This is a genomic window from Veronia nyctiphanis (genome assembly GCF_004116385.1).
GTDB lineage: Bacteria > Pseudomonadota > Gammaproteobacteria > Enterobacterales > Vibrionaceae > Veronia > Veronia nyctiphanis.
Genome location: NZ_PEIB01000004.1, coordinates 58,288 through 82,203 on the forward strand (window position 1 = coordinate 58,288; position 23,916 = coordinate 82,203).

The window sequence follows — 23,916 nt, forward strand, 5'->3', positions numbered from 1 at the left end:
TTAAGTAAACTGCATCGACCCGGCAAATGCCGGGTTTTTCTATACGTTTGAGTATCGTTCTTGAAGTAGGTTTTTCATGAAGAGATTAACGTCCCACAAATTAGTGATTGGCGAATTGCTCAGGGGAAGTGTTGGCATGTAGCTTCTGGACCAAACTCAGGTGAGATGTAGAATTCATTTTTTCCATCGTTTTTGTTGCGTTCGACAATGGCATCCCACCATGCAAGGTGTGCGTCGAGAGCTGACTTATTATGCGGACAGCGGGGATCGTTAACTTGTGGGCCTTGAGGATGACCGACTCGTGCGTGAATGTAGTCACTGTGCTGAATAGCTCTATTTACTCCATCAAGCTGATTGTGCAAAAGTGATTCGTGAACACAACACCAATGAGAAAAATCGGCATTCAGCCGAATCTCGGGAACGGCGTCTAGTAAAGCCAATGTTGAGGCAATTGAAAAACTGAAACGGCCACGATGAACTTCATGAACTACATTTAGACCGATTGATGTTGCGTAGGCGTCAACTTCACGGATGATGTGAGCATTATCTTCTACTGAGAAGTAGTCCTTTCCTGTCTGTGAATTAACGAACACAGCCCCCAGTTCTTTGTTGTTGTCGAGTTGCTGTTTTGATAGCGAAATATGATCGCTGACAGAAGCACCATCACGAAAAAGGTCAGAGTGCTGGTGGCCGATAAAGTCTAAGTCATATCCTTCGAGCAAACATTTCATTTGATGCTTGTCGTTTTCTCCAAAAGGAGCGGGACCTTCCACACCGTGAAATCCCGCTTCTTTGATCTTCTTCAGATTTGCCTGAAGAGAGTGTTCGGCCATTCCCCACATGCCGCGTACGAACTTTATCCGCATCTTAGAAATTTCTCCGTGCATTATTTTCGCCACCTTATTCTCTGTATTTTGGCAGCTTTCTCTCTTCAGCACTCGAGACGTGCTTGAGTCGGAAAAAACATCAGTACAAAACATAGCGCTTTTGTGCTGGGAAGAAAGTACGAAAAAGGACAATTCTGTTCATGGGAGTGCCGCAGAGCAGTGAGTCCTATTCATCGCTACTTTTCACAGATTGCAGTGAATAGACAACGGCCGATTTTTCAGCTGCCTATAATGATGCAGCAGAAGCAACGAACTTTTGTTTTGCATCAGATATAGGGGGAAGAGGTATGGCACAAGGAAAGACACTGGGTTTTATTGGACTGGGGTTAATGGGTAACCCAATGACAGCGCGGTTACTAAAAGCGGGTTTTAGCGTCAATGTGTGGGTGAGAGACTCCAAAAAGGCCAAAACTGCGACAGAAGCAGGCGCGAAGCTATGTGTAACCATAGATGAGCTTGTACAGCATTCGGACATTTTGATGTTGTGCGTGTCTGACACTGCAGCCGTTGAATCCGTGATTGAAGGACCTCAAGGCGTACTGGAGGCAATCAAGAATAATGATAAAGCCTCACTGTCTCTGATTATTGATTTCTCCAGTATATCGCCACAAGCGACAACCAGACTGGCTCGATCGACAGGTGACTGTGGTGTCAAATGGATAGATAGCCCAGTCTCTGGCGGTGTGGCAGGGGCGGAAAGTGGCTCTCTTGCTGTAATGTGTGGCGGCGATAAGTCTGAGATTGAGTCCTTGTCGCCGATTTATGCGGTGCTTGCTAAAAACGTGACCCATGTTGGCGATGTGGGGAGTGGCCAAGTAACAAAAATTGCGAACCAAATGCTAGTAAGTTGCAATGTAATGGTCATGGCTGAAGTATTTGCGTTAGCTGAAAAAGCCGGTGTCGATGCGACCCAGATACCTTTAGCACTAAAAGGTGGGTTTGCTGATTCCTTACCACTGCAGCTCACCGGTCCTCGCATGGCGGAACAAGACTTCGAAGAGGTTAAGTGGCATGTGAAAACATTACTCAAAGATTTAGACATGGCCAATGATCTTGCATTCAGGGAGGGTTCGTCGGTTCCAATGACAGGGCTGGCTGCCGAGTTAATGCGCCTGCATGCGAATAAAGGTTACCTTGACGCTGACCCCAGTACGTTAGTTCTGCAATATGCTACTTCGCTTGATAAGTGACGTTAAGTGTTTATTTTTGTGTGACACACGAATGTGAATGTCTTGAGTTGCAGACTAAATCGTCAAAATTAAGACATAAAAATGTGCTGTTGATCGGGTAGTTGCTATTCAATATTGCGACCAGTCTGCCGGATATCTGGATTTTTCAAAGGTTTGGATTATTGAACTGCTTGACGGGTGTTTTTATAGGTGAAATATCTTTTTTTATTCACCTTTTCCTCTTCTATATTCGGCTTACATTAGGTTCTATTCATTATCATCGCAAAATAAGTTTGCATAAGTAGTGCTTTTTTTTGACTTTCATTGTCTAATTTTTAGATATAAATCACTAAACAACGATCACTTTTGACCAGCGCGATGAGGGTTTATTTTTCCTAGCAGAAAAAGAACTCGGACCTTACAATCCGCACTCAATAAAGACATATCGATTGATACTTTTTTCCTTCTTTCTGTATTTTCATGATGACATGGCAGAAAGTAAGGCTTTTATTGAATATTTAAAGGGTGGCAAGGAATGAGTCCTGAGAATTATCAGCACGAATGGCAAAAGAAGCAAACGATTGCGGAGTCAGCTTCTCCGCTTATTGGCCAGATTTATCGTCAGAAAGGTGTAGAAGTTGTTTTATTTGGCAAAACGCTCGTTAACGCCGCGACAATTGATATTCTGAAGGTTCACAGAATCGCACGCCGTTACACAGGCGAAGAACTCTCTCCTGAAAAAACACTGCCGCTCATCCAAAGCTTGTTAGCGCTTCCGCTGTCACCATGCCGTGTAGATGTGGGCCAGCTTGCTCATCAATACTGGCAGCAACACACTGACACGGACGGTGTGGTCGATTTTCTACAAACTGCCTTAGCCGACGCTATCAAAAGTGAAGACGAAGTGAAGCCTCGTGACGTTGTCTTGTATGGCTTTGGTCGCATTGGTCGCTTGTTGACGCGTTTGCTGATTGAGAAAAGCGGCCCGGGATACCCACTTAAGCTTCGCGCAATTGTTGTTCGTGGTGGTAGAGATGGAGACTTAGAGAAACGTGCTAGTCTACTCCGCCGCGATTCTGTGCATGGACAGTTTAACGGTAGCATCGAAATCGACACTGAGCGCAAAGCGCTGATTGCTAACGGTAACTACATTCAACTGATTTATGCAAACAGCCCGAAAGAAGTTGACTACACAGACTACGGTATTCAAGACGCATTGATCGTTGATAACACTGGTGTTTGGCGCGATACCGAAGGCTTGGGTCAGCACCTTGATTGCCCGGGTGCAGGAAAAGTGCTGCTAACAGCACCGGGTAAAGGTGATATCAAGAACATCGTGTTTGGTGTTAATGAAAGCATGATTGGCGCAGATGACCGCATTATCTCTGCGGCAAGCTGTACGACTAACGCCATCACACCTGTGCTTAAGGCGCTTAACGACAAATATGGTGTTGAGTCTGGTCACATCGAGACTGTTCACTCATACACCAATGACCAAAACCTGATTGATAACTTCCACAAAGGCGACCGCCGTGGACGAAGTGCCGCAATGAACATGGTACTGACATCAACGGGTGCAGCGAGTGCGGTAGCAAAAGCACTGCCTGAGCTTGCAGGTAAATTGACGGGTAATGCGATTCGCGTTCCTACGCCTAACGTTTCAATGGCGGTGGCTAATCTGAACCTTGGGACGGGAACAGACAAAGACAGCCTCAACAATTATCTGCGTGAAATGGCACTGAATTCAGAGCTGGCCGCGCAAATCGACTTTACTGAATCAACGGAAGTGGTGTCATCTGACATCGTTGGTTCACGCTATCCGGGTGTGGTTGATGCGCAGTCAACCATCGCACAGGACAACCGCTGTGTATTGTACATCTGGTATGACAACGAATTTGGCTATTCATGCCAAGTGGTCCACTGTATGGAACAAATGATGGGTGTTCGTTATCCGACACTCCCAGGTGCATAAAAGGTTGCTCCACAACTTTTAAATACCTGTCAGTAACGACATTGGCTCTCCCGCCAACTGAGGGTCAAAAGCCTTATAATAATAATGAGTGGACAGATAATTGCCCGGCATTTGCCGGGCTTTTTTTTGATCGTATCTTTCTCAGTGATTGGTTACGACTGTTTGTGTTCTGTTACCTGACTGAGTATTTCATCGCCCCAGCCCAGTAACTTTTCGTCCGCAAAGATGACGGGTGTGCATTCATCTTTAGTATCGTGTCCGTCACCTTTAACGTAATGAGTACGATAAAAAAGGACTTTGTAACTTTTATTATCTTGCTGAATGCCTCCGAGAATGACGCGTCTCCCAGTTTCTTCTTCACATCTGAATACGATGAACCGACGTTTAAATCAGCGATTTTATTCCGCATTCTTTGCCATTGTGCTTCATGACTTGATGAACTTGACCATCCCGGACCGTGCTCATCATTGCCAAGGCTGACGACACAGCCTTGTAAGGTGAGAGAAAGCAGGCCAACTGTGAGTACATGTTTTAGTTTGATAGACATTATCTTTCCTTGATTGGTGCTGACGTTATTTGTACGTCTTAGATGAAAACTTCACTTTTATGTCGTTAGGCGTTAACGACAACGTTCTAGTTTTTTGATGAGAACAGGCCAGTATTCTTCAGTTCTTGTGCGAATTTGATGAATGCGTCTTTTTTAGGCTTTTTGACTTTTACTTCTAGGCCACCCATTCCGACAAAGCCGTCTATGGTAATTGTTGGCGCATGTTTATCGACCGTCGAGGCGACCTTGTTTTCGACGCCACCCATGATGCAGAGTGTGCGTGTAATAACATTTACACTGGTAGGCACTTTTAACTCGACACCACCCATCAAGCAAAATACAGAGATCTTGACATCTTTGTGTTTGAATATCGCATCGGTAAAGTCGAGTTCAGCACCACCCATTATGGTGGCGACGTTAATTTTTTTAGGAACAATCCACGAACCAGAGCGCTCATTACCCCCCATGATGGCCAGAATAGTTTCGTCTTGGCTTTCTTCCTGATCAGCCGTGTATTGCGTACCAAACCTGTAAGACTTGGATTGAACGAAGTCGTTGTCGACTTCCATATTGAGGTCGGCGACTTGATCAATGATTTCTTCGTGGGTTTTTGCTTCCATTACGATGTCGAGGCGACGCTCGAAAGCTGCATTTGAAATAACACCATGACTGTAGTTGTAAATCAGTTTATCTACGGTTTCTTCTCTTACTTTTTCTATCGGTCTGTCATCCAACTTGACGGTCATTGTCATCTCCTTTCTTCGAAATTTATTCTTTTCTGTGCTCAGCCTTGTTTGAAATTACTACATGATTTCAGAGCTGAAGCCTAGTTTGTCTTGATGGCTATACAGCAAGTGCCGTGCCACTTTTTTTGGAGTGCCGAAACCGCATGATATGGCTATTACACTGAATATACTAATAAAGTAGCAGGTATTATTTACTAATATATGGTGAATAATACTATCGATGAGAGATGGTTATAGAGAAAATGAAAGGGCTTTTGAACGATAATGTCTACATCACAGAATTAGAGGAAATGTTTAACTGGCTAAAGCTGAATCTACATCGACTCGAGAGAGAACAGGCGGTAAGAAACAAGAGAACACCGCCTGTTGAGTTATTTAACCGATTCCAACCTCTTTAATGGGTATCTGATTATTTATCCGGTGCTCCGCCAAGATTTCTTCAAGCTCAGACATACAGCTGCCGCACCCTGTTCCCGCCGACGTGCAGGATGACAACGAGCGGACATTGGTGTGTGAGTCTTTATCGATGGCGTTGAGAATGGCGGAGCGACTGATTTGTTTACAGGCGCAAATAATATCGGATCGGTTGGGACCTGCTTCTCCACGAATGAAACGATGTGCATCAAGGTGGTCAGAGTGGAGTCCAATTAACTCATCTTGCCAACTGCCTAATGAGGTAAGCTTGTCTTCGCAAATTTCAAAGGTGCTGTTACAGACACCAGATTCAAAATTAATCTGTCGAAGCAAAGAGCTTGTCGAGAAGGTCATAGGTTGTTCAGTCTTCAGTAACGCTTTGCATAGCGCTGAGCATAAATCGGGCTGACGATGCCGAGAACTGATGTTGTAAAGATATCCATGTTCCAGCTTCTTTTTACTCCAATACACGATTTCTGCCATATTCAAACGTTCTGTTTGAATTGGCTCTGCGGTGACAACCACTGCCTCGGTTTTGACATCAATCGACATTGCACGAACAGGCGTGATTTTAAACTCCGGTTGTCCGGAGAAGGGATCACAAGCAGCATTGATGATCGAACATACGGTCGCGGAAGACGAGGTGCTCTTACTCCAATGGATCGGGGCGAAGATTTCGCCTTCATTTTGTGTTGCAGAGACTTTTGCTCTGAATATGCCGCTCCCTGTCAGGCTTTTCACCGAGACCAATGCGCTTTCTCTGATCCCATAGACAGCCGCATCATTGGGTGAATATACAATGTAGGTTCATCGATGTGACTTGCCAGCGTGCTCGATAAACCCGTTCGCGTCATGGTGTGCCACTGGTCGCGAAGACGGCCAGTATTTAAAACCAGCGGGAATAAATCAGATATCTGATTGGCAGGCAACGAGTAAGCGGTTGGAATGAAACGTGCGCGACCGTCAGGTGTGGGGAACCTGTTATCACTGAAAAGGCGCGTTGAGATGACCTTTTCTGTATTTTGATCGGAATGAGAGTCCAATAGTGGCCATTGAACAGGCGGCAGCTGGTCATACTCCAACTGACTAAGCTGCGACAACCCTTGGAGGTTAAGCTCTCTGTAGTGATGTTGTCTGTCGTTATTTAAGGTGGTCAGTTGAGCATGTTCAGCAAATATCTCAGCTTCATTTCGATAATTGAAGGAGTCACCAAACCCCATCTTTTTTGCTACTTCACAGATGATCCACCAGTCGGGTTTTGCTGCGCCGGGCGAGGGCAGGAGTTTACGCTGACGGGATATTCGTCGTTCGGAGTTAGTGACAGTGCCTGATTTCTCGCTCCAACCTTGTGCGGGAAGTCTAATATGAGCGTGTCTCAGTGTGTCATTATCGTCCACGCAGTCTGACACAATGACACATGGGCAGTGGGCAAGTGCCCGGTTAACTTTGTCACTGTCAGGAAGACTGACCGCAGGATTAGTCGCCATTATCCAAACGGCTTTTATGTCACCTTTTTGAATGGCATCAAACATATCGATGGCTTTTAACCCCGGTGACTTGCTCAATCTCTCTGTCTGCCAAAAATCACTTAGCAAGACGTAGTGTTCTTGATTACCAAAATCCAGGTGTGCAGCCAACATATTTGCCAGCCCGCCTACTTCTCTTCCTCCCATCGCGTTGGGCTGTCCGGTAACAGAAAAAGGCGTCGAGCCCGGCTGACCAATTCTTCCCGTTGCAAGGTGACAGTTAATAATGCTGTTAACTTTGTCAGTACCGGAGGTGGATTGATTCACACCCTGTGAGTAAACAGTGACACTGCGTTCTGTCTCGGTGAACCATTGATAGAAAGTTCTGATGTCTTTTTCATCAAGCCCTGTGTATGTGTGTACGTGTTTAATACTCGAAAATGGCTTGGCAGCCTCACGAGCGAGCTCAATATCTTTAGTGTGATGAGCAATGAAATCGCGATTTTCAGATTGGCTATCAAAAATATGGCTGAGCAGACCATTAAACAACGCAATGTCACTGCCAGGAATCAGCGGTAAGTGAAGATCTGCTATTTCACAGGTGGCTGTTTGTCTTGGGTCAATCACAACAACTTTGGTGCCACGTTCAAGTTTGGCAGCTTTGAGACGTTGATAAAGAACAGGGTGACACCATGCGAGGTTTGAACCAGTCAGCACCACAAGATCGGCAAGTTCAAGATCGTCATAACAACCTGACACGCAATCTTCACCAAATGCACGTTTGTGACCCGCAACAGAAGAGGACATACATAGGCGAGAGTTGGTATCGATGTTTGCGGTACCAATGAAACCTTTGGCAAGTTTGTTGATAGCGTAATAGTCTTCCGTCAGTAATTGCCCTGATACATAAAAAGCCACGGCATCTGGCCCATGCTCACTGATCACTGCCTGCAATTCAGACGCTGTCTTTGATAACGCGTCTTCCCAACTTACTGTTGTTCCATCAATAGAGGGCGTCAGCATACGGTCTTCATGTGATAGGGTTTCACCGAGAGTGAGGCCCTTGGAGCAAAGCTTTCCAAAATTTGCAGGGTGTGACTCGTCGCCGCGCACGGCCAGACTTCCATCCGGGTTCACACTTGCTTCGATACCGCATCCCACGCCACAGTATGCACAGGTAGATTTCACCCAACTTTTCTTATCCATCATTATTCGCAGCTCCATCTCTGTGAGGACGTAAATTTTCTATTGAAGATGAAATAGCAATAAGTGCGCCAGTAACAAAGAAGCTCGAAATAAGAGAGGAGAATTAGAAATTCATCATTATTTTCAATAACTAATTATATTTTTGGTGAACGTTAATACTCAGGCTTTCGCTTGCTTTCGAAAAGAAATATATGGAGTTTGATTAATATGGTGCACTTTTTTTGAAAAGTGCACGAATTAAGTGCTTTTCAGTGGGAAATCAACAGCTGGCGGGTCGACGCAAGCGGAGAAAAAACAGGTGCCCCATGCGTAACCGTTTGATTTACTTGATTACTCTAAAATAACTATACCAGTTGGCATTCTCTTTGCTCAGTTGTGAAAAAAGATAACAACAAAAGGAAGCAAGGGATGCCTGACTCTCGACGGAATTTACGTCGGTTTGACCCGTCTTCATCGACGCTTGTTGAACTGAAGGAAAAGCAAAATCGCCGCTGCCGGAAAGGTAATGTGACGCTGGTGGGTGCCGGACCCGGTGACCCAGATTTACTGACTATTAAGCTCTGAGAGCCATAGAGTCGTCTGATGTGGTGGTCTATGACCGCTTAGTGAGCGATGAAATTCTCGCCCTCGTCCCTCCCTCTTGCCGTCAAGTCTACGTGGGCAAAGCAAAAGGCATGCACAGCATGTCGCAGTCAGATATTAACGACACCCTTCTGGAATTTGCTAACGCGGGCAAAAACGTCTGTCGCCTTAAAGGCGGAGACGCGTTTATTTTCGGTCGTGGGGGTGAGGAAATGTTGCACCTCCGTGAGCATGGCATAGAGGTATCCCTGATTCCGGGTATCACTGCTGCGTCAGGGTGTACGGGTTACGCGGGTATTCCATTAACACATCGTGGCTTATCCCAAGGGTGCACCTTTGTGACTGCTCATGCTGAGAAAACACTGTCAATCGATTGGCAAGCCCTGGCAAGCCTTAACCACACTTTGGTGTTCTATATGGGGCTCAGCAAACTGGGTTCCATCTCCCAGCGACTTATCAACGAGGGGTTGAATGTGAATACCCCGGTCGCAGTGATCGAGAAAGGTTGTACGGCTAATCAACGTACTTTCACTGGCACACTTCACTCTATTGAAGACCTCATCTCACAACATACCGTTTCTTCTCCCTCTTTGATCGTTGTGGGTGATGTGGTTGATCTCGCTGACCAGTTGTCATGGTTTACGTCTGAGCATGTACTGCCGAATAAGCAAAAGACCAGCCAGAAACTGGCATGAACAAGGAATGAATGATGAACAAGAAACGCATTGTAGTTGTCGGGAATGGCATGGTAGGTCACAGATTCATCGAAGAAATGATCGCCAAAGAAGGTGTTTTTAACTGCGAGTTAATTACGTTTGCTGAGGAAGATCGACTGGCGTATGACCGTGTCCAGCTGAGTGGCTTTTTCAGTGGGAAAACAGCTGACGATTTATCCTTGACTGACGAAGCGCACTACGAAAAATCAGGTGTCTCGTTCTATTTGAATCAGCAAGTTACTGAGATAGACCGCGCCAACAAATCGATCACGACGGACAAAGGCGAGACCCTCAGTTATGACAAATTGATCCTCGCTACAGGCTCATATCCTTTTGTTCCACCTATTCCGGGTCATGAACAATCACACTGTCATGTATACCGTACGATCGCAGACCTCGAAGCCATATCTGCTTCCGGAGAACAGAGCAAAGTCGGTGTTGTTATCGGCGGTGGGCTATTAGGGCTTGAAGCAGCCAATGCGCTGCAGAACATGGGGCTGAAAACCCATGTTGTTGAATTCGCGCCGCGCTTGATGGCCGTTCAGCTTGATGAAGGTGGCGGTGAACTGCTTCGTCATAAAATCGAGGATCTTGGTGTCGAAGTACATACTAGCAAAGCGACAGAATGCATTACTGATGGTGATAGCTGTCGTTACAAACTGGCTTTTGCCGATGGTACAGAGTTAGAAACTGACATGGTGGTGTTCTCGGCGGGTATCCGTCCGCAGGACGCACTGGCACGTCAATGTGGCCTTGATATTGGTGAACGTGGTGGCATCGTCATCAATGACAGCTGCCAGACCAGCGACCCAGATATTCTCGCGATTGGTGAATGTGCGCTTTGGGATAACCGAATCTTTGGCTTAGTGGCTCCCGGTTATCAGATGGCGCGTGTTGCAGCATCTGTTATCACGGGCGAAGAGGCGGCATTTACGGGCGCAGACATGAGTACCAAACTCAAACTATTAGGCGTCGATGTAGCAGTATTGGTGATGCTCATGGCGCAACACCGGGTGCGCAAACTTATACTTTGTCCGACGGTTTGAAGGGTGTTTACAAGCGCATTGTTGTCTCGGAAAAAGGCGATAAATTACTCGGTGCCGTTTTGGTCGGCGACGTTGATTCATATCCAGACTTGTTGCAGACAATGCTCAACAGCATGCCATTACCTGAGCAGCCATCCGTTCTGCTTTTACCTGATGTGTCAGAAAGCGGTGGTACAGGTGCGTCAATGGACGCATTACCAGATACCGCTCAGATTTGTTCATGTTACGACGTGTCAAAAGGACAGATTAAAGAAGCTGTCGCGGCTGGTTGCAGTGACATGGGTGCATTGAAAGCTGAAACCAAGGCGTGCACTGGCTGCGGTGGTTGTGCGGCATTGACGAAGCAAGTCATGGACGCAGAACTGGCTGCGATGGGCCATGAAGTCAACAATCACATCTGTGAGCATTTTGCATACAGCAGACAAGAGCTGGCAGACATTGTTCGTGCGACTCGGGTTAAGACGTTTGCTGAACTGCTCGAAAGCCACGGATCTGGCTTGGGCTGTGATGTGTGTAAGCCCACAGTAGGCTCGATACTCGCCTCATTCTGGAACGATTACATTCTTGAGTCTGAGCATATTGGGCTGCAGGACACCAACGACATTTATCTCGGCAACATGCAAAAAGACGGAACTTACTCAGTCGTACCCCGTATTGCAGGTGGCGAAATCACCCCAGATAAACTGATTGTGTTGGGGCAGGTCGCCAAAGACTTCAATCTCTACACCAAAATCACTGGTGGTCAGCGGGTCGACTTATTCGGCGCGCAACTTCATGAGCTCCCTAAGATTTGGCGGATATTGGTTGATGCGGGCTTTGAGACGGGTCACGCTTACGGTAAATCGGTGCGTACCGTCAAATCCTGTGTCGGCTCCACCTGGTGTCGTTATGGCGTTGATGACAGTGTTGGCTTCGCCATCGATGTAGAGAATCGCTATAAAGGCCTCCGTTCTCCTCACAAACTCAAATTCGCTGTGTCAGGGTGTACCCGTGAGTGTGCGGAAGCGCAGTCAAAAGATATCGGTATTATTGCGACTGAAAACGGCTGGAACCTCTATGTTTGCGGAAACGGCGGTATGCGCCCACGTCACGCAGACCTGTTCGCCTCTGACCTCGATAAAGAAACTCTCATCCGCTACATCGACAGAGTACTGATGTTTTATATCCGTACCGCTGACAGATTGCAGCGCACCTCGGTATGGCTTGAAAACATGGAGGGCGGTCTGGATTACCTTCGTGAGGTCATCATTGAGGACAAGTTGGGTATCGCCGATGAGCTTGAAAAAGAAATGGCGGCGACATTGGGACGTTACCAGTGTGAATGGAAAACCACGCTGGAATCGCCAGAAAAGCTGGCCCGTTTCCAACACTTCGTCAACAGCAAACAACCTGACTCAAGCCTCGCTTACAAGGTGGAGAGAGGTCAGCGAATTCCTGCTCCACCCGTTGCGACAGAGAAAGATATCCCCGTCGTGAATGTCAGTGCTTAAAAGAGGAAATGATCATGAATAATTGGCAAACCATTTGCGAGCACGAGGCATTAATTGCAGATACTGGTGTTTGTGCGCTGGTCGGTGACGAACAAGTGGCCATATTTCTATCGAGCCATGATAACGGCCTTTATGCGGTCAGTAATTACGACCCGATAGGCAATGCAAATGTTCTTTCACGTGGGATCATTGGATCTGTCGAAGACAGGCTGGTGGTTGCCTCCCCCCTCTATAAACAACACTTTTGCCTTAAATCCGGTGAGTGTCTTGAGCAGGATGACGTGAAACTCAGCACATTTGATGTGCGTGTTGAAAGTGGTCAGGTTCAGGTAAAACTGAGCGCCTGAAACCGTTTAACGCCTAAAGGCGCTGTAATTTAGACAGCGCCTTAGCCCAACGATTTTGATTGATTACCGATGAAGTCCGCTTCATCGGGAAAGGATTCTTTTGTCTTTTTAAAGGAGAACAATATGTCGACGAGTGCGGGACTAAATATATTTTCGTTTAAAGGAAAAATGAAAATACTCCATCTAAGTTGGATGGCTTTTTTTGTCACTTTCGTTGTTTGGTTTAACTTTGCCCCCTTATTGCAGGCGGTAAAAACAACGCTTGGATTAACCACAGAACAAATTAAAACCCTGCTTATCCTCAACGTAGCGCTTACCATTCCTGCTCGCGTTTTGATTGGTATGTTGACCGATAAATATGGCCCACGTTTAATTTATTCCCTTCTACTGGCCATTTGTTCAATTCCCTGTTTTGTGTTTGCTTTTTCTGATTCCTTTCTTCAAGCGGCGATAGCACGATTTGCCTTGGGCTTTATTGGTGCCGGTTTTGTTATCGGTATTCGCCTTGTCTCTGAATGGTTCCCACATAATGAGTTAGGTACCGCAGAAGGTATCTATGGCGGCTGGGGTAACTTTGGTTCAGCGGCGGCTGCCTTCACGTTGCCAACTATTGCTGTGATGTTTGGCGGCGATGATGGCTGGCGTTATGCGATGGCGATAACGGGGGCAATGAGCCTGATTTTCTCAGTCATCTTTTATTCCAACGTTAGTGATACCCCGAAAGGCGCGACTTATTTCAAACCGAAAAACGGTGGCGCGATGGAAGTGACATCGACCGGAGACTTCTTCCTGCTGCTTATCATGAAAGTACCTATGTACGCAGCACTTGCATTATTAAGCTGGAAGTTATCACCCGAAGGTATCGGCATGATAAGTACTCATGTTGCTGGCCTAATTTACGCCGGTCTCGCTGCCTTTTATCTGTTTGACGCCTCTCAGGTCTGGAAAGTGAATAAACACATATTCTCTGAACCAGTGCCTGAAATTCACCGTTATAACTTCAAACAAGTGGCGGTGCTGAACGTCCTTTACTTTGCAACATTTGGCTCTGAGCTGGCTGTTGTATCAATGCTGCCTCTGTTTTTCTCAGAAACCTTCGAACTGACGCCAGTCGTTGCGGGTATGGTTGCGTCGGCTTATGCTTTCATGAATCTAATGTCACGTCCGGGTGGTGGATGGTTGTCCGATAAATTTGGTCGCAAACCTACGCTGTTAATTCTCACCGCAGGTCTGGCTGTTGGCTACTTCGTCATGGGTAACGTTGATAGCAGTTGGCCTGTTTGGCTTGCCGTCGTTGCTGCAATGGGGTGCTCTTTCTTCGTTCAGTCAGGTGAGGGTGCAGTATTCGCTGCTGTTCCGCTCATCAAGCGCCGTATGACAGGTCAAATCGCCGGTATGACAGGGGCTTACGGTAACGTTGGTGCAGTGTGCTACCTGACGGTGCTGTCCCTTGTTGATTACAGCACATTCTTCATGATTATTGCAGCGACGGCTGTCCTTGGCTTTGTCACCCTGTTCTTTATGGAAGAACCGAGTGGGAAGATTGCTGAAGTGAATGATGATGGCAGTGTGACACTGATTGATGTGGCTTAATGATTGAAGGTGTAATGGAAAAAAGCGTGATTCAATCAACGGAAAGACAACGCGAAGCCGAATTGGCTTCGCGCTTGTTAACTGTCAGTTTTGGTGGTTGCTCGGATACAGGGCATCGCGATGAAAATCAGGATGCCTTCGCTGCAACGCTGCCTGCCAATCTTACTGAGCGCCAACACAAAGGTATGGTGGCCTGTATCGCTGATGGCGTAAGTTGCAGCGATAACAGCCAACTTGCCAGCCAAACCAGCGTGACCCATTTTATCGAGGATTACCTATCAACGGCCAAGACGTTACCAGTAAAAGAGACTGCTGGTTCGGTGCTCAATAAGTTAAACCAATGGTTGTTCCATCACGCGCAACAAAGCACGCTAAAACATAATGCAATGGTGACATCATTTTCGTCACTGGTGATTAAATCAAATACCGCTCACCTCTTTCATTGTGGTGATTGCCGGGTCTATTTATTGAGAGGTGGAGAACTTCGTCGCCTGACGCGTGACCATCGTTGCTACACCCACAATGAGAAACACTACCTGACACGTGGCTTGGGTATGGATAGCCATCTTGAAGTTGATTACCAAGCTCACGATGTGAAAGCAGGGGATTTATTGCTGTTAACGACAGACGGCGTGCATGAAGCACTGACAACGGATCAGATGACATCACAGCTATCGGGCCTATACGCAAATGCAAATGATACAGGCGAAAACCCGACGTTAGAGCACGCCGCCAAACAGTTGGTAAAAGCGGCAAGACAAAATGGCTCGACAGACAATGGCACCTGTTTACTGGTCAGTGTAAACAACTTGCCACTTGCCATGTTTGACGAGATTGCGGCTGATAAGCGAACCCGACGTATTCCTCCAGTGCTTGAAGCAGGCCAGAAAATTGATGGTTATACGATAAAACGTATTATCTATTCAGGTAGCCGAAGCCACCTCTATCTTGCAAAGAATACACAAGATGGCCGTGACTACGTGCTGAAAATGCCATCTGATAACTTTGCTGATGACTTTGATTACTTACAGGGGTTTATTCGAGAGGGTTGGATAGGGCAACAAGTCAGTCACCCGAGCATTTTAAAAGTCTATTCTCAGCCGTCATCGACGCCGTTTCTCTACCATGTTTGTGAGTGGGTCGAAGGGGTGTCGCTAAGGCAATGGATTGATGATAATCCCCGAGCTGATATAGCGACTGTAAGAGTGATTGCTGCTGAGATGGTAGTCGCGATAAGAGCACTACAACGTGCCGGTATTTATCATCGCGATATCAAACCTGACAACATTATGATCCGGCCTGATAAAACGCTGACGCTAATTGATTTTGGCAGTGCATATGTTTCCGGTTATCAGGAATTGAATAACGGCGCGGACAGTTCTGATCCTGTCGGCGATTTAAATTATCTCGCGCCTGAGTGCTTAACAGAACCCAAGCCAGGCATTAAATCCGAAATGTTCTCGCTCGGCGTGACCTTGTATGAAGTGTTGACAGGTGAACTCCCTTACAAGCGAGTCACCTCCCAACGTTTAGGAAGAACTGTAAACAGCATGGAATATATTCCCGCTAAATCCCGTCGTAATGACGTACCCAGTTGGTTTAATGCGGCGTTGAAAAAAGCCTGTCACCCAGATGAGCAAAATCGCTTTCAGGCGCTATCAGAATTTATAGCTGCCTTACAGAAACCCGAGCACATCGAAGCTGGAACTGAGAAAGCGCCTTTGCTGGAACGCAACCCAGTTTTGTTTTGGCAGGGTATCAGCGGATTGCTCTTGATACTGCTTCTGACGCAGTGGTTTTTCTGACTTCTCAATAAATATATAACCACGACAACTCAATTACTTACATATTTTTCATAAAAACTAAAAATAAAAAACATTGATTTTTAAAAATGACAACAATACACTGCGCACCCTAAATGAACGATGTTTTATTTTTCGTATTTTAAATGTGATCAGGTAATAACCTGAATGAAGAGAACGTTATGAATAAAGTCCGAGTTTTATTTCTGCTGGCTGTCGCAGCCATTTTCACTGGCTGTACGTCGATCCCGAATGCGCCTATCAGCACCGAAAAAGCCACGTACAGCACCAGCGAAAAGAGTATTGTGTTCGGCAAACTGACTGTAAAGAATGAAAACGCGACATCATTTCAGCCAGAAGTTTGGAACTTGAAGGGAAGCTCGAACGGAGAGCAATTTACCTATTCTGTTCGAAATAACCTGATTGCAGATCATGGTGAAGAAGGCCGTGAGTATTTCTTCAGCTTTGAAGCGCCTGGAGGTCAAGCGCAACTTGAAGAACTGACGCTTCATGCAGGTATGTCATTGCTGATTTCTGCGAATGGTGCGCTGGCGCTTCAGAAAACGATTGATGTAGAGAAAAATAAAGTTATCTATATCGGTGATATTACAGCGACAATTGTTGAGAAGAAAGACAACGAAAAATCAGTAGGTCCTGCTATTCCATTGATTGACCAACGCGTTGCTGGATTCTCAAACGGCACCTTTGTGGTGGACGTTAAAGACAACTTCGATCAGGATGTGGCGCTGCTGAAAAAGACCTACCCAGCAATGGAAAATCTGACATTTACCAAGTCTGTCATGAGCAAGCCTGCTGTTTACCGATAAGCAAGAGATTTAAATTCAAAAAGGCACTGCCCATACTGATATAAGTAAGGTCAGTGCCTTGTTCATATTTGTTAGCCAGAACGCGATATCTTCCGATAGTAAGCGGCTGAGTTACCCCTTCACTGCCGCAATCACAGACACCTCAACCAAGAGTTCAGGGCGAGCCATCGCTGCTTCGACACAGGCGCGTGCTGGAGCATGACCTTCAGGTACCCATGCATCCCATACTTCGTTCATGTCTTTAAAATCTTTCATGTCTTTGATGTAAACAGTTGCGCTCAGCATGTGTTCACGATCAGAGCCCGCTTCTACAAGCAGTGCATCTACTTTGTCCAGCATGGTCTGGGTTTGTTCTTTGATGCCTTTTGTAGCATCTGCACACACCTGGCCGCACAGGTAGACCGTGTTGTTGTGAACCACAATACGGCTCATTCTTTGTTTGGTATGTTTGCGCTCGATGGTCATGACTCTTCTCTTTTACGTCGTTGTTTTCGTTGCCACAAGTGTACAGACTCCCAATAAAAATGCAGTCTGTACGGCTAAAAACGTCGAGTTTAGTTGAGATTTTTTAACTGTTGGACCAACGCTAACCTGCCGACACCGTCGATAACATCGAGTTGCCAGAAGTCCAATGCTGCATACAAAAGAATAGTGTTTTGCTCATAAGGCAGCTCTTGCTGTTGCAATGACTTGGCAAAACGCAGCGCTTGCTCAGATCCGTTTTGATGATAAGTGCTTAATATGGCCAACGTATTTTCTTCGGCCGTTACCGTGCGTTGCTTAGGTGTATAACCTAGTTGCTCTATGGTCGCTTCGGCCATTGTCCACACTGACCATGGGTTTTGTCCTGTGATGACATTACCGTCTACTTCAACGTTATTCAGATACATTGCACCTGCGCTGAATTTAGCGCCCTTTTCGACAAGCGAGGTTTGAAGTAACTGACCGAAAACCTCTTTGGCATCAGGTATCAATAACAGTTCTTCTTGATTGGTAAATGCAGTAATGCGTTTGTTTGCAATGATGTGTTCACCCTGTTCGTTTTTTGCGCCCAGTAGTGCGGCAGGCCCATGACAAACAGCAACTATTGTTTTGTTACTGTTATAAAAGTGCTCAACCAGTTCGGTAATTTCAGGGTTACCGATGAAGTCGAACATGGTGCCTTTCCCACCGACAAAATACACAGCCTGGTAGTCGTGTGGATTGATATCGCTGAGTTTTATCGTGTCTTCCAGCTTTTTCGTCGCCACTTCATCGTTTAAAAACGCATAATCGTACTGATTCATGTCATCGCCATCTTTCACTTGTGGAGGCAAGCCACCTTGTGGACTGGCGATATCGACACTAAAGCCGTTAGCTTCAAAGACATAATAAGCGCGAGATAGTTCTGTAAGCTCATAGCCGACACGTTTGCCAGTATCACCTAACTCGCTGTGACTGGTGACAACCGCCAAAATCTTTCCGCGATGCTCGGGAATGTTCTCTGTCAGGTAGGGTAAATCGCTTTTTTGTGTATTGGTGAAATCGTGCTTGTAAGCGTCTCTGTCGACAAGGGAATAGACCCAGAAGCCTGACGCAACAACCAATCCAGTGATGATCAGTAAACCGAGAAATATCTTCTTAACCATAATATTCGCTCCTTAATGAGATTGAGAACGAGCTTATGGTGGGCGTTGTGAAATGAGTGTGAAAAACGCTCTTTTTCTTTCAGATAAATACCGTCTGCTTACAGGTGAGTTTCGCTAGTCATCTAACGCCAGAGATACCGCCTCTTCTGCATGAATAGCGGTGGTGTCGAACAATGGCACTTCTGTGTCGTTGCCAGAAATGAGAAGTCCAATTTCAGTGCAGCCAAGAATCACAGCTTGTGCGCCTTGTACTGCTAACTTATCAATAACCCTGAGATAAGCTTGCTTTGATTCTTCGCGGATCTCACCAAGGCAAAGTTGGTTGTAGATAACGTCATGCACCATCGCTCTATCCGCTTCATCAGGCACAATGACATCAATGCCAAAATTTGATTGGAGTCTTCCTTTGTAAAAGTCTTTCTCCATGGTAAACCCAGTCGCTAACAGACCCACTTTGGTTATCTCGTTGGCCTGTAACTTAGCGGCAATTGTGTCGGCAATGTGTATAACAGGTATGGAGACGGCATCTTGTACTTGCTCGAAGACAAGGTGCATGGTGTTGGTACAGATGAGAATAAGGTCAGCACCGCCGCGTTCTAGGTTGGCCGCTGTATCTGCCAAGATATTTCCAGCAGCCTGCCAATCTCCTCTGCGTTGCAGCGCTTCAATTTCAGCAAAGTTGACACTGTAGAGCAGGCATTGTGCGGAGTTAAATCCGCCTTTGCGCGCTTTTACTTCTTCGTTGAGGGTTTTGTAGTAAAGCGCTGTTGATTCCCAGCTCATCCCGCCAATCATGCCAATGGTCTTCATCTGTTTTGAATCCTTTTTTGGTATCTAATCGCTGTTGCCTTGATGCGTTCAAGGTAACTTTCGCTGCCATCGGGCTCAAACCCAGCATGAAGATAGAACTGGTGCGCGCCATCATTGCCTTTCAGTGCCCATAAGGTTACTGCGCTAAAATCTTCACCCTTTAGCGCATTTTCGACCGCGTTAATAAGCAAAGATCCTACGCCTTTTCGGTAGTGTTCCGGGTGTATGTATATGGATGTCAACTCAGCCGTCGTATTGCTATTCGAATCCGCATCGCGTGTTGCGGAGTAATGGGCAAAACCTATTGCCTGGTTGTCTTCAACAGCAATGAATACAGAGTCTGACTCACCAAGTATTTGTTGCCAAGGAGCGATTCTCGATGTCGCCGTAAAGTTATCTAGAAAGTTATCACAAACCAGCCCGCGGTATGTGGCATACCAAGAACTTGTCTGAATGATTGCAATGTCATGAGCATCTGCCTGACTGGCTTTTCTTATAGAGATCAAACTCATTCCTTTGGTGGTTTACGTTATGTTTATCCAACGTATTTCGTTACTCGGTTACGGTAAAGGCAAGATACTAATAGCGAGTGAAAATGCGAGTTACTACGAGGTTTTTAAACCCATTTGACTAGGTACAGTTGTCCTTCTGAGTAAGACAGTTCTCAGAAGGACAAGTGTTCGCATCCGTTAGGCGGGGGAGGCGAGCGGCGCGGCTGATTGGCGCTTGAGTTGCCAGAACATCCACACAGTTAGCGCCGATGCGGTGCAAGAGAGCGAGACCCAAACGCTGTAGTGCCAAAGAGCACGCTAAACGCGAACAACACTAAAGCGATGACGACAAGTTTTCCACCTGTCAGCCAGTTAGCGATCTTGGCTTGGTTGACTGACTGAAAATAGACGGCACCGACTAACAGTAGACCTTCCATTGGCAAGCCCCAGAATAAAGTCGCATTCCCTCCACCGCAGTAGCTTCGAGTGCAGGGTTCTCGCTGGAAAATGCCGCAACAAGAATATCTGGCCAGATGTAGACGAACAGCAGTCCGAATGCTGCGATAACCATGGTCGATGCAAAGGCAATGTCCCTGCTGGCTTTGACGCGATCAAGACGATTGGCACCGTAGTTGAAGCTGGTGATAGGCTGCATGCCCAGTGCGATCCCCTCAAATATTAGGTAGAAGAATGCTTCGATATAGCTGACGATCGCATAGGCGGCGACGTGGACCGTGCTGTTCAAAGACAGAAATGCCATGTTGTGAAACGTGAGGACCACAGACAGATACAGATACATCAAAAAGCCCGGCGTTCCGATTTGGAAAACATCTCTGATGATTGATGCTGACGGCATCATGCTGGCGAGGGTAATTCTCAGCCGCGTGCGGTCGCGGAAAAAATGCTGGAGGCAGAGAAATGCGGTGACGGCTTGCGAGAGCATGGTCGCTATTGCTGCGCCGGTTAACTCCCAGGGAATAACTACAATCAATAGCCAGTCGAGCACGATGTTCAGCAAGCCACCGAGGATCATAATGCCAGTGACCAATTTTGGCTGTTCATCATTTCTGAGCAATGTCGAAAATGCCATGGTCAGAATCGCAAATCCACCTAAGGCGAAATACCAGCGCAGGTAGGTACTGGCCATGGAAAGAATCGGCTCTTTTGCTCCCAACCAATGCAGAATGTCGTCGGCGAAGATAAGACCTAACGCAGACGTGAGTAATGTCATCAGTAGGCAAAGTGAAAATGCATTCCCGACAATTTTTTGAGCGTTTTCAGCATTCTTTTGGCCGAGGTTAATGGAAACCAGTGACGACGCCCCCATGCCCACCAAGTTGCCTAGTGCATAGAGCACCGAGCCAATAGGATAGGCGATCATGATGGCGGCGAGACCGTCTTCACCAATAAACTGACCAATGAAAATACCATCAACGGCGACATAGATGCCCGTGACCAACATGGCGGCAATGGTTGGCAGTGAATAACGCAGAAACAGTTTGAAAACGGATTCGTCAACGAGTTGTTGATTGTTAGAGAGTGTGGCTGAGGTCATAAATCCTAATCCAACAAAGCGGATACATCAGGCGGTAGCCATTTCTTTTTCTGCAACTCAATTAAGAATGATTGGTAATGTTTTCTTCGAAGAAGATTTCTTTGAGATTAGCAGTAAATTGCAGCCATTTTGCGAGCAGAATGGGACTAAAGCAACAATAAAAAATGTGTTGGATGATTAATGATTGTTTACGGCTTTTAGGTCAAATAGCCCAGTGGTCTAGCGCCACTGATTTAGAGCGATTTTATAAAATTCACCGAACGTTCTACTTCATCAAAGCCGAGCTTTTTGTGAAGCGTGATAGAGGCTTCATTACTCAGTTCTGTATCACTGGCCATGTGCGAAAATCCACGCTCCTTCGCCCACGCTTCAGCACTTTTGATAAGTGCTGAGCCATAGCCCTGACCACGTTTAGAGTCAGAAACATACCACCCCTCGATATAGGGAACGTATTTGTTGGGTGCCCCCTCTGCGTGGCTACGCACATTAATTTCGATGAAACCTACCAGACTATCCTCACTATCCCTAACACCAAACGCTGTGACAATGTCATGACTATCCCCGCAGAGATACTCTTCAATATCTTGCTCATGTGGACCTTTTGACGTTGGCCAGAGGCGATTCCGCAATTCAGCCCACTCTTGTTTGTCATCGATCATCATTGGACAGACACGCATCATTAACGTCCTCATGGCTATCACAGGGTTACCAGCGTGATAGTGTCGTTTGCTGTATCAAAAGGGTAAATTTTGCTACCCTGCGCCTCGAACTAAAACAAAGGGTAATATAATGAAATCGCCGTGTATTGGTGCGTGTAAAAATCAGGGCGGTATCTGCAAGGGTTGTCACCGAACCATGGATGAAATCGTGAAATGGGTCCAGATAGGTGAAGAAGAGCGTGAGGCTATCATGGACAAGTTGTTGGGAAGAATGTCTACCCACGCCTGTCCAGAGTGTAATGAGCCGATGCAGTGTGATATCAGTGCGGGTGAGTCTTCATGCTGGTGTTTTTCTCTGCCAACCCGCGATGTCTCTGATTCTGCAGATAGCTCAGTTTGCCTGTGCCGCAAGTGTTTATCTAAAAAAGCACTTTCCGTAAGTTACTGAGTTTGCAATCAATCTGGTCATGAATCTTTGAAAGTTCCAGACATATTTTTTGTATAGCCTCGCAAAGCCCCTCGCTCGAGAGAATTAATCTCACAAAAACAGTTTGTTGGCATCCCTTTCTTGGTGGTGCCGTTTTAAAACTATCCAGTCTTTTCAATTTATTAACAAGAAAGGGGTTTTCCCATGAAAAAACTGGCATTGAGCGCGGCACTGAGCCTTTGTATGGCCGGAAGTGTTGCTGCAGAGCCTGTTGTTGGTGGCTATTTTGCAGACTGGCAGTATAACAACGAGCAAAACCCATACACAGTGAAGGACATTCCTGCCGACAAGCTAACCCATGTTATTTATGCATTTTTGAGTATGTGTGGCCCGCATACTGGCGCGTCTGACGCGGTTCAAAGTCAGGTTTCTGCTGCTTGTGAAGGTAAGCCGCCATTCAGTGCTATTGTGGTTGATCAGCAGGCCGCGCTGAAGCACGACTTTGGCGATGTGTCTGTTGATGTGCCATATAAAGGCCATTTTGCGCAGCTTGCAGAGCTGAAAAAACAGCATCCTAACCTGACAATCCTGCCTTCTTTTGGTGGCTGGACCATGTCTGAGCCTTTCCACGCGATGGTGAAAGACGATGCACATATTAAGCAGTTCGCGAAAAGTGCTGTGGCACTGATTGCTGAATATGACTTCTTTGGCGGTATCGACCTTGACTGGGAATACCCAGGCGGTGGCGGTCTGACAACCTCACCATGGAACCCAGATACCAAGCTGACCGACGAGCAGAAAGAGTTAGAGAAGCAGGCTTTCACAACGCTGGTGACTGAAATCCGCAAAGAGCTTGATGCGCTGCAACTTAAAACCCGCAAAGTTTATGAGCTGTCCACGGCTGTTGGTGTAGGCCCGAAAGCGGCACAAATTGACTGGGCATCGGCTGCTCCGAAACTGACTAACATGTTTGCGATGACTTATGACTTCCTTGGCGGTTGGGGTACGCAAACAGGTCACCTGACTAACCTGCACGCGACCGAGAGAAGCTGGTGGGGCATGGGCGCTGATGTATTCGTCAATCAAATGATTGAGCTCGGTATTCCAAAAGAGAAGCTTGTTCTGGGCGCGGCGTATTACGGTCGTGGCTGGGAAGGCAGCCAGTTCGCTGGTGGCCTGCCAACGTCTGATCTGTCATCAGAAAAGGGCGCAAGCTTTGGTACAGGTGAGGCGGGTTATTTCATGTACTGGGATTTGAAAAAGAACTATACCGCTGAGCAGGGCTACAAGTATGGTTACGATGAAGAATCACAGGCTCCTTACCTTTGGAACCCTGAGAAGAAAGTCTTCATATCTTATGAAGATGAGCGTTCAGTGAAAGCCAAAGCATTGTGGGCGAAGCAGAAAGGTCTTGCAGGTGTGTTCACGTGGGAGCTGTCAGGCGACCCTGAAGACGAACTGACCGCTGCAATGAGTGAAGTCATGAACAGCAAGGTAGCAAAAAAATAATTTCGATTTAACGTGAATAAAGCCGCC

Annotated in this window: 21 protein-coding genes and 2 pseudogenes; 11 read left to right on the plus strand and 12 right to left on the minus strand. The window is 46.5% G+C overall.

The features are described 5' to 3' along the window. Window positions 1-119: 119 nt before the first annotated feature. Window positions 120-887 carry a sugar phosphate isomerase/epimerase family protein gene (locus CS022_RS05100; RefSeq protein WP_201746210.1) on the minus strand — a complete coding sequence of 256 codons (768 nt, stop codon included), beginning with the start codon at window positions 885-887 and terminating at the stop codon, window positions 120-122. A gap of 287 nt (window positions 888-1,174) precedes the next feature. Here CS022_RS05100 and CS022_RS05105 point away from each other — a divergent pair, with 287 nt between their 5' ends. Both CS022_RS05105 and CS022_RS05110 read left to right on the plus strand, forming a co-directional pair. Then, window positions 1,175-2,077 (plus strand): NAD(P)-dependent oxidoreductase, encoded by a 903-nt coding sequence (locus tag CS022_RS05105; RefSeq protein WP_129121389.1) that lies wholly within the window; start codon window positions 1,175-1,177, stop codon window positions 2,075-2,077. Window positions 2,078-2,591: 514 nt separating this feature from the next. Beyond that, window positions 2,592-4,028 (plus strand): glyceraldehyde-3-phosphate dehydrogenase, encoded by a 1,437-nt coding sequence (locus CS022_RS05110; RefSeq protein ID WP_129121390.1) that lies wholly within the window; start codon window positions 2,592-2,594, stop codon window positions 4,026-4,028. Between the two features lie 152 nt (window positions 4,029-4,180). Here CS022_RS05110 and CS022_RS28000 read toward each other — a convergent pair whose 3' ends face one another. From CS022_RS28000 to CS022_RS05125, 4 genes are all read right to left on the minus strand, one after another. Then, window positions 4,181-4,402 (minus strand): DUF3192 domain-containing protein, encoded by a 222-nt coding sequence (locus CS022_RS28000; protein WP_408057215.1) that lies wholly within the window; start codon window positions 4,400-4,402, stop codon window positions 4,181-4,183. A 259-nt stretch (window positions 4,403-4,661) separates the two neighbouring features. Further along, the gene (locus CS022_RS05120; protein WP_129121392.1) at window positions 4,662-5,321 is read right to left on the minus strand and encodes a LiaF domain-containing protein; all 660 of its coding nucleotides are present in this window, start codon (window positions 5,319-5,321) and stop codon (window positions 4,662-4,664) included. Between the two features lie 375 nt (window positions 5,322-5,696). Then, window positions 5,697-6,476 carry a (2Fe-2S)-binding protein gene (locus CS022_RS25975; RefSeq protein WP_235869284.1) on the minus strand — a complete coding sequence of 260 codons (780 nt, stop codon included), beginning with the start codon at window positions 6,474-6,476 and terminating at the stop codon, window positions 5,697-5,699. Next, window positions 6,473-8,410, minus strand: coding sequence for a molybdopterin oxidoreductase family protein (locus CS022_RS05125; RefSeq protein WP_235869270.1), 1,938 nt, complete (start codon window positions 8,408-8,410; stop codon window positions 6,473-6,475). Before CS022_RS05125 ends, CS022_RS25975 begins: the two co-directional genes overlap by 4 nt. A 405-nt stretch (window positions 8,411-8,815) precedes the next feature. Here CS022_RS05125 and cobA point away from each other — a divergent pair. From cobA to CS022_RS05155, 6 genes and pseudogenes are all read left to right on the plus strand, one after another. Then, window positions 8,816-9,684, plus strand: a pseudogene (gene cobA, locus CS022_RS05130) (uroporphyrinogen-III C-methyltransferase). Window positions 9,685-9,698: 14 nt separating this feature from the next. Then, window positions 9,699-12,241 (plus strand): annotated as a pseudogene (gene nirB, locus CS022_RS05135) (nitrite reductase large subunit NirB). 14 nt (window positions 12,242-12,255) lie between these two features. Then, entirely contained in the window at window positions 12,256-12,588 is a 333-nt protein-coding gene (gene nirD / locus CS022_RS05140; protein ID WP_129121393.1) for a nitrite reductase small subunit NirD, read from the plus strand. Between the two features lie 123 nt (window positions 12,589-12,711). After that, window positions 12,712-14,181, plus strand: a complete 1,470-nt coding sequence (locus CS022_RS05145; RefSeq protein WP_129121394.1) for a NarK family nitrate/nitrite MFS transporter — start codon at window positions 12,712-12,714, stop codon at window positions 14,179-14,181. Next, a complete protein-coding gene (locus tag CS022_RS05150) occupies window positions 14,181-15,986 on the plus strand; it encodes a bifunctional protein-serine/threonine kinase/phosphatase (RefSeq protein WP_129121395.1) in 1,806 nt (601 codons plus the stop codon). The genes CS022_RS05145 and CS022_RS05150 overlap by 1 nt, the downstream gene beginning before the upstream one ends. A gap of 179 nt (window positions 15,987-16,165) precedes the next feature. Next, window positions 16,166-16,810, plus strand: a complete 645-nt coding sequence (locus CS022_RS05155; RefSeq protein WP_129121396.1) for a hypothetical protein — start codon at window positions 16,166-16,168, stop codon at window positions 16,808-16,810. 111 nt (window positions 16,811-16,921) lie between these two features. On the opposite strand, the gene CS022_RS05160 is transcribed toward CS022_RS05155, so the two are convergent. The 6 genes from CS022_RS05160 to CS022_RS05180 form a co-directional block, all read right to left on the minus strand. Continuing rightward, complete coding sequence (locus tag CS022_RS05160) at window positions 16,922-17,275, minus strand: RidA family protein (protein ID WP_129121397.1); 354 nt, start codon at window positions 17,273-17,275, stop codon at window positions 16,922-16,924. An 89-nt stretch (window positions 17,276-17,364) separates the two neighbouring features. Further along, window positions 17,365-18,438, minus strand: coding sequence for a type 1 glutamine amidotransferase domain-containing protein (locus CS022_RS05165; protein ID WP_129121398.1), 1,074 nt, complete (start codon window positions 18,436-18,438; stop codon window positions 17,365-17,367). A 114-nt stretch (window positions 18,439-18,552) separates the two neighbouring features. Continuing rightward, window positions 18,553-19,248: an aspartate/glutamate racemase family protein gene (locus tag CS022_RS05170; RefSeq protein WP_129121399.1), complete on the minus strand. Its 696-nt coding sequence runs from the start codon at window positions 19,246-19,248 to the stop codon at window positions 18,553-18,555. Continuing rightward, on the minus strand, window positions 19,245-19,754 hold the full coding sequence (locus tag CS022_RS05175) for a GNAT family N-acetyltransferase (protein ID WP_161569566.1): 510 nt from the start codon (window positions 19,752-19,754) through the stop codon (window positions 19,245-19,247). Before CS022_RS05175 ends, CS022_RS05170 begins: the two co-directional genes overlap by 4 nt. A 245-nt stretch (window positions 19,755-19,999) precedes the next feature. Continuing rightward, a complete protein-coding gene (locus tag CS022_RS27630) occupies window positions 20,000-20,176 on the minus strand; it encodes a hypothetical protein (protein ID WP_328590311.1) in 177 nt (58 codons plus the stop codon). Beyond that, window positions 20,158-21,294 carry an MATE family efflux transporter gene (locus CS022_RS05180; RefSeq protein ID WP_328590312.1) on the minus strand — a complete coding sequence of 379 codons (1,137 nt, stop codon included), beginning with the start codon at window positions 21,292-21,294 and terminating at the stop codon, window positions 20,158-20,160. Before CS022_RS05180 ends, CS022_RS27630 begins: the two co-directional genes overlap by 19 nt. On the opposite strand from CS022_RS05180, the gene CS022_RS24705 reads away from it, so the two are divergent. Further along, complete coding sequence (locus CS022_RS24705; protein WP_145964504.1) at window positions 21,281-21,475, plus strand: hypothetical protein; 195 nt, start codon at window positions 21,281-21,283, stop codon at window positions 21,473-21,475. The genes CS022_RS05180 and CS022_RS24705 overlap by 14 nt on opposite strands. A gap of 52 nt (window positions 21,476-21,527) precedes the next feature. Here CS022_RS24705 and CS022_RS05185 read toward each other — a convergent pair whose 3' ends face one another. Continuing rightward, entirely contained in the window at window positions 21,528-21,974 is a 447-nt protein-coding gene (locus tag CS022_RS05185) for a GNAT family N-acetyltransferase (RefSeq protein ID WP_161569567.1), read from the minus strand. Between the two features lie 109 nt (window positions 21,975-22,083). Between CS022_RS05185 and CS022_RS05190 the strand changes: the two genes are divergently transcribed. Together CS022_RS05190 and CS022_RS05195 are read left to right on the plus strand one after the other, a co-directional pair. Continuing rightward, entirely contained in the window at window positions 22,084-22,401 is a 318-nt protein-coding gene (locus CS022_RS05190; RefSeq protein ID WP_129121402.1) for a cysteine-rich CWC family protein, read from the plus strand. Between the two features lie 183 nt (window positions 22,402-22,584). Beyond that, complete coding sequence (locus CS022_RS05195) at window positions 22,585-23,889, plus strand: glycoside hydrolase family 18 protein (RefSeq protein WP_129121403.1); 1,305 nt, start codon at window positions 22,585-22,587, stop codon at window positions 23,887-23,889. Window positions 23,890-23,916 lie beyond the last annotated feature (27 nt).

What these genes read in the sequence shown, in the direction of transcription:
- CS022_RS05100 (WP_201746210.1), bottom strand. Translation starts at nt 887, where the DNA reads ATGCACGGAGAAATTTCTAAGATGCGGATAAAGTTCGTACGCGGCATG.
- CS022_RS05105 (WP_129121389.1), top strand. Translation starts at nt 1,175, where the DNA reads ATGGCACAAGGAAAGACACTGGGTTTTATTGGACTGGGGTTAATGGGT.
- CS022_RS05110 (WP_129121390.1), top strand. Translation starts at nt 2,592, where the DNA reads ATGAGTCCTGAGAATTATCAGCACGAATGGCAAAAGAAGCAAACGATT.
- CS022_RS05120 (WP_129121392.1), bottom strand. Translation starts at nt 5,321, where the DNA reads ATGACCGTCAAGTTGGATGACAGACCGATAGAAAAAGTAAGAGAAGAA.
- CS022_RS05125 (WP_235869270.1), bottom strand. Translation starts at nt 8,410, where the DNA reads ATGATGGATAAGAAAAGTTGGGTGAAATCTACCTGTGCATACTGTGGC.
- nirD (WP_129121393.1), top strand. Translation starts at nt 12,256, where the DNA reads ATGAATAATTGGCAAACCATTTGCGAGCACGAGGCATTAATTGCAGAT.
- CS022_RS05145 (WP_129121394.1), top strand. Translation starts at nt 12,712, where the DNA reads ATGTCGACGAGTGCGGGACTAAATATATTTTCGTTTAAAGGAAAAATG.
- CS022_RS05150 (WP_129121395.1), top strand. Translation starts at nt 14,181, where the DNA reads ATGATTGAAGGTGTAATGGAAAAAAGCGTGATTCAATCAACGGAAAGA.
- CS022_RS05155 (WP_129121396.1), top strand. Translation starts at nt 16,166, where the DNA reads ATGAATAAAGTCCGAGTTTTATTTCTGCTGGCTGTCGCAGCCATTTTC.
- CS022_RS05160 (WP_129121397.1), bottom strand. Translation starts at nt 17,275, where the DNA reads ATGACCATCGAGCGCAAACATACCAAACAAAGAATGAGCCGTATTGTG.
- CS022_RS05165 (WP_129121398.1), bottom strand. Translation starts at nt 18,438, where the DNA reads ATGGTTAAGAAGATATTTCTCGGTTTACTGATCATCACTGGATTGGTT.
- CS022_RS05170 (WP_129121399.1), bottom strand. Translation starts at nt 19,248, where the DNA reads ATGAAGACCATTGGCATGATTGGCGGGATGAGCTGGGAATCAACAGCG.
- CS022_RS27630 (WP_328590311.1), bottom strand. Translation starts at nt 20,176, where the DNA reads ATGGAAGGTCTACTGTTAGTCGGTGCCGTCTATTTTCAGTCAGTCAAC.
- CS022_RS05180 (WP_328590312.1), bottom strand. Translation starts at nt 21,294, where the DNA reads ATGACCTCAGCCACACTCTCTAACAATCAACAACTCGTTGACGAATCC.
- CS022_RS05185 (WP_161569567.1), bottom strand. Translation starts at nt 21,974, where the DNA reads ATGATGCGTGTCTGTCCAATGATGATCGATGACAAACAAGAGTGGGCT.
- CS022_RS05190 (WP_129121402.1), top strand. Translation starts at nt 22,084, where the DNA reads ATGAAATCGCCGTGTATTGGTGCGTGTAAAAATCAGGGCGGTATCTGC.
- CS022_RS05195 (WP_129121403.1), top strand. Translation starts at nt 22,585, where the DNA reads ATGAAAAAACTGGCATTGAGCGCGGCACTGAGCCTTTGTATGGCCGGA.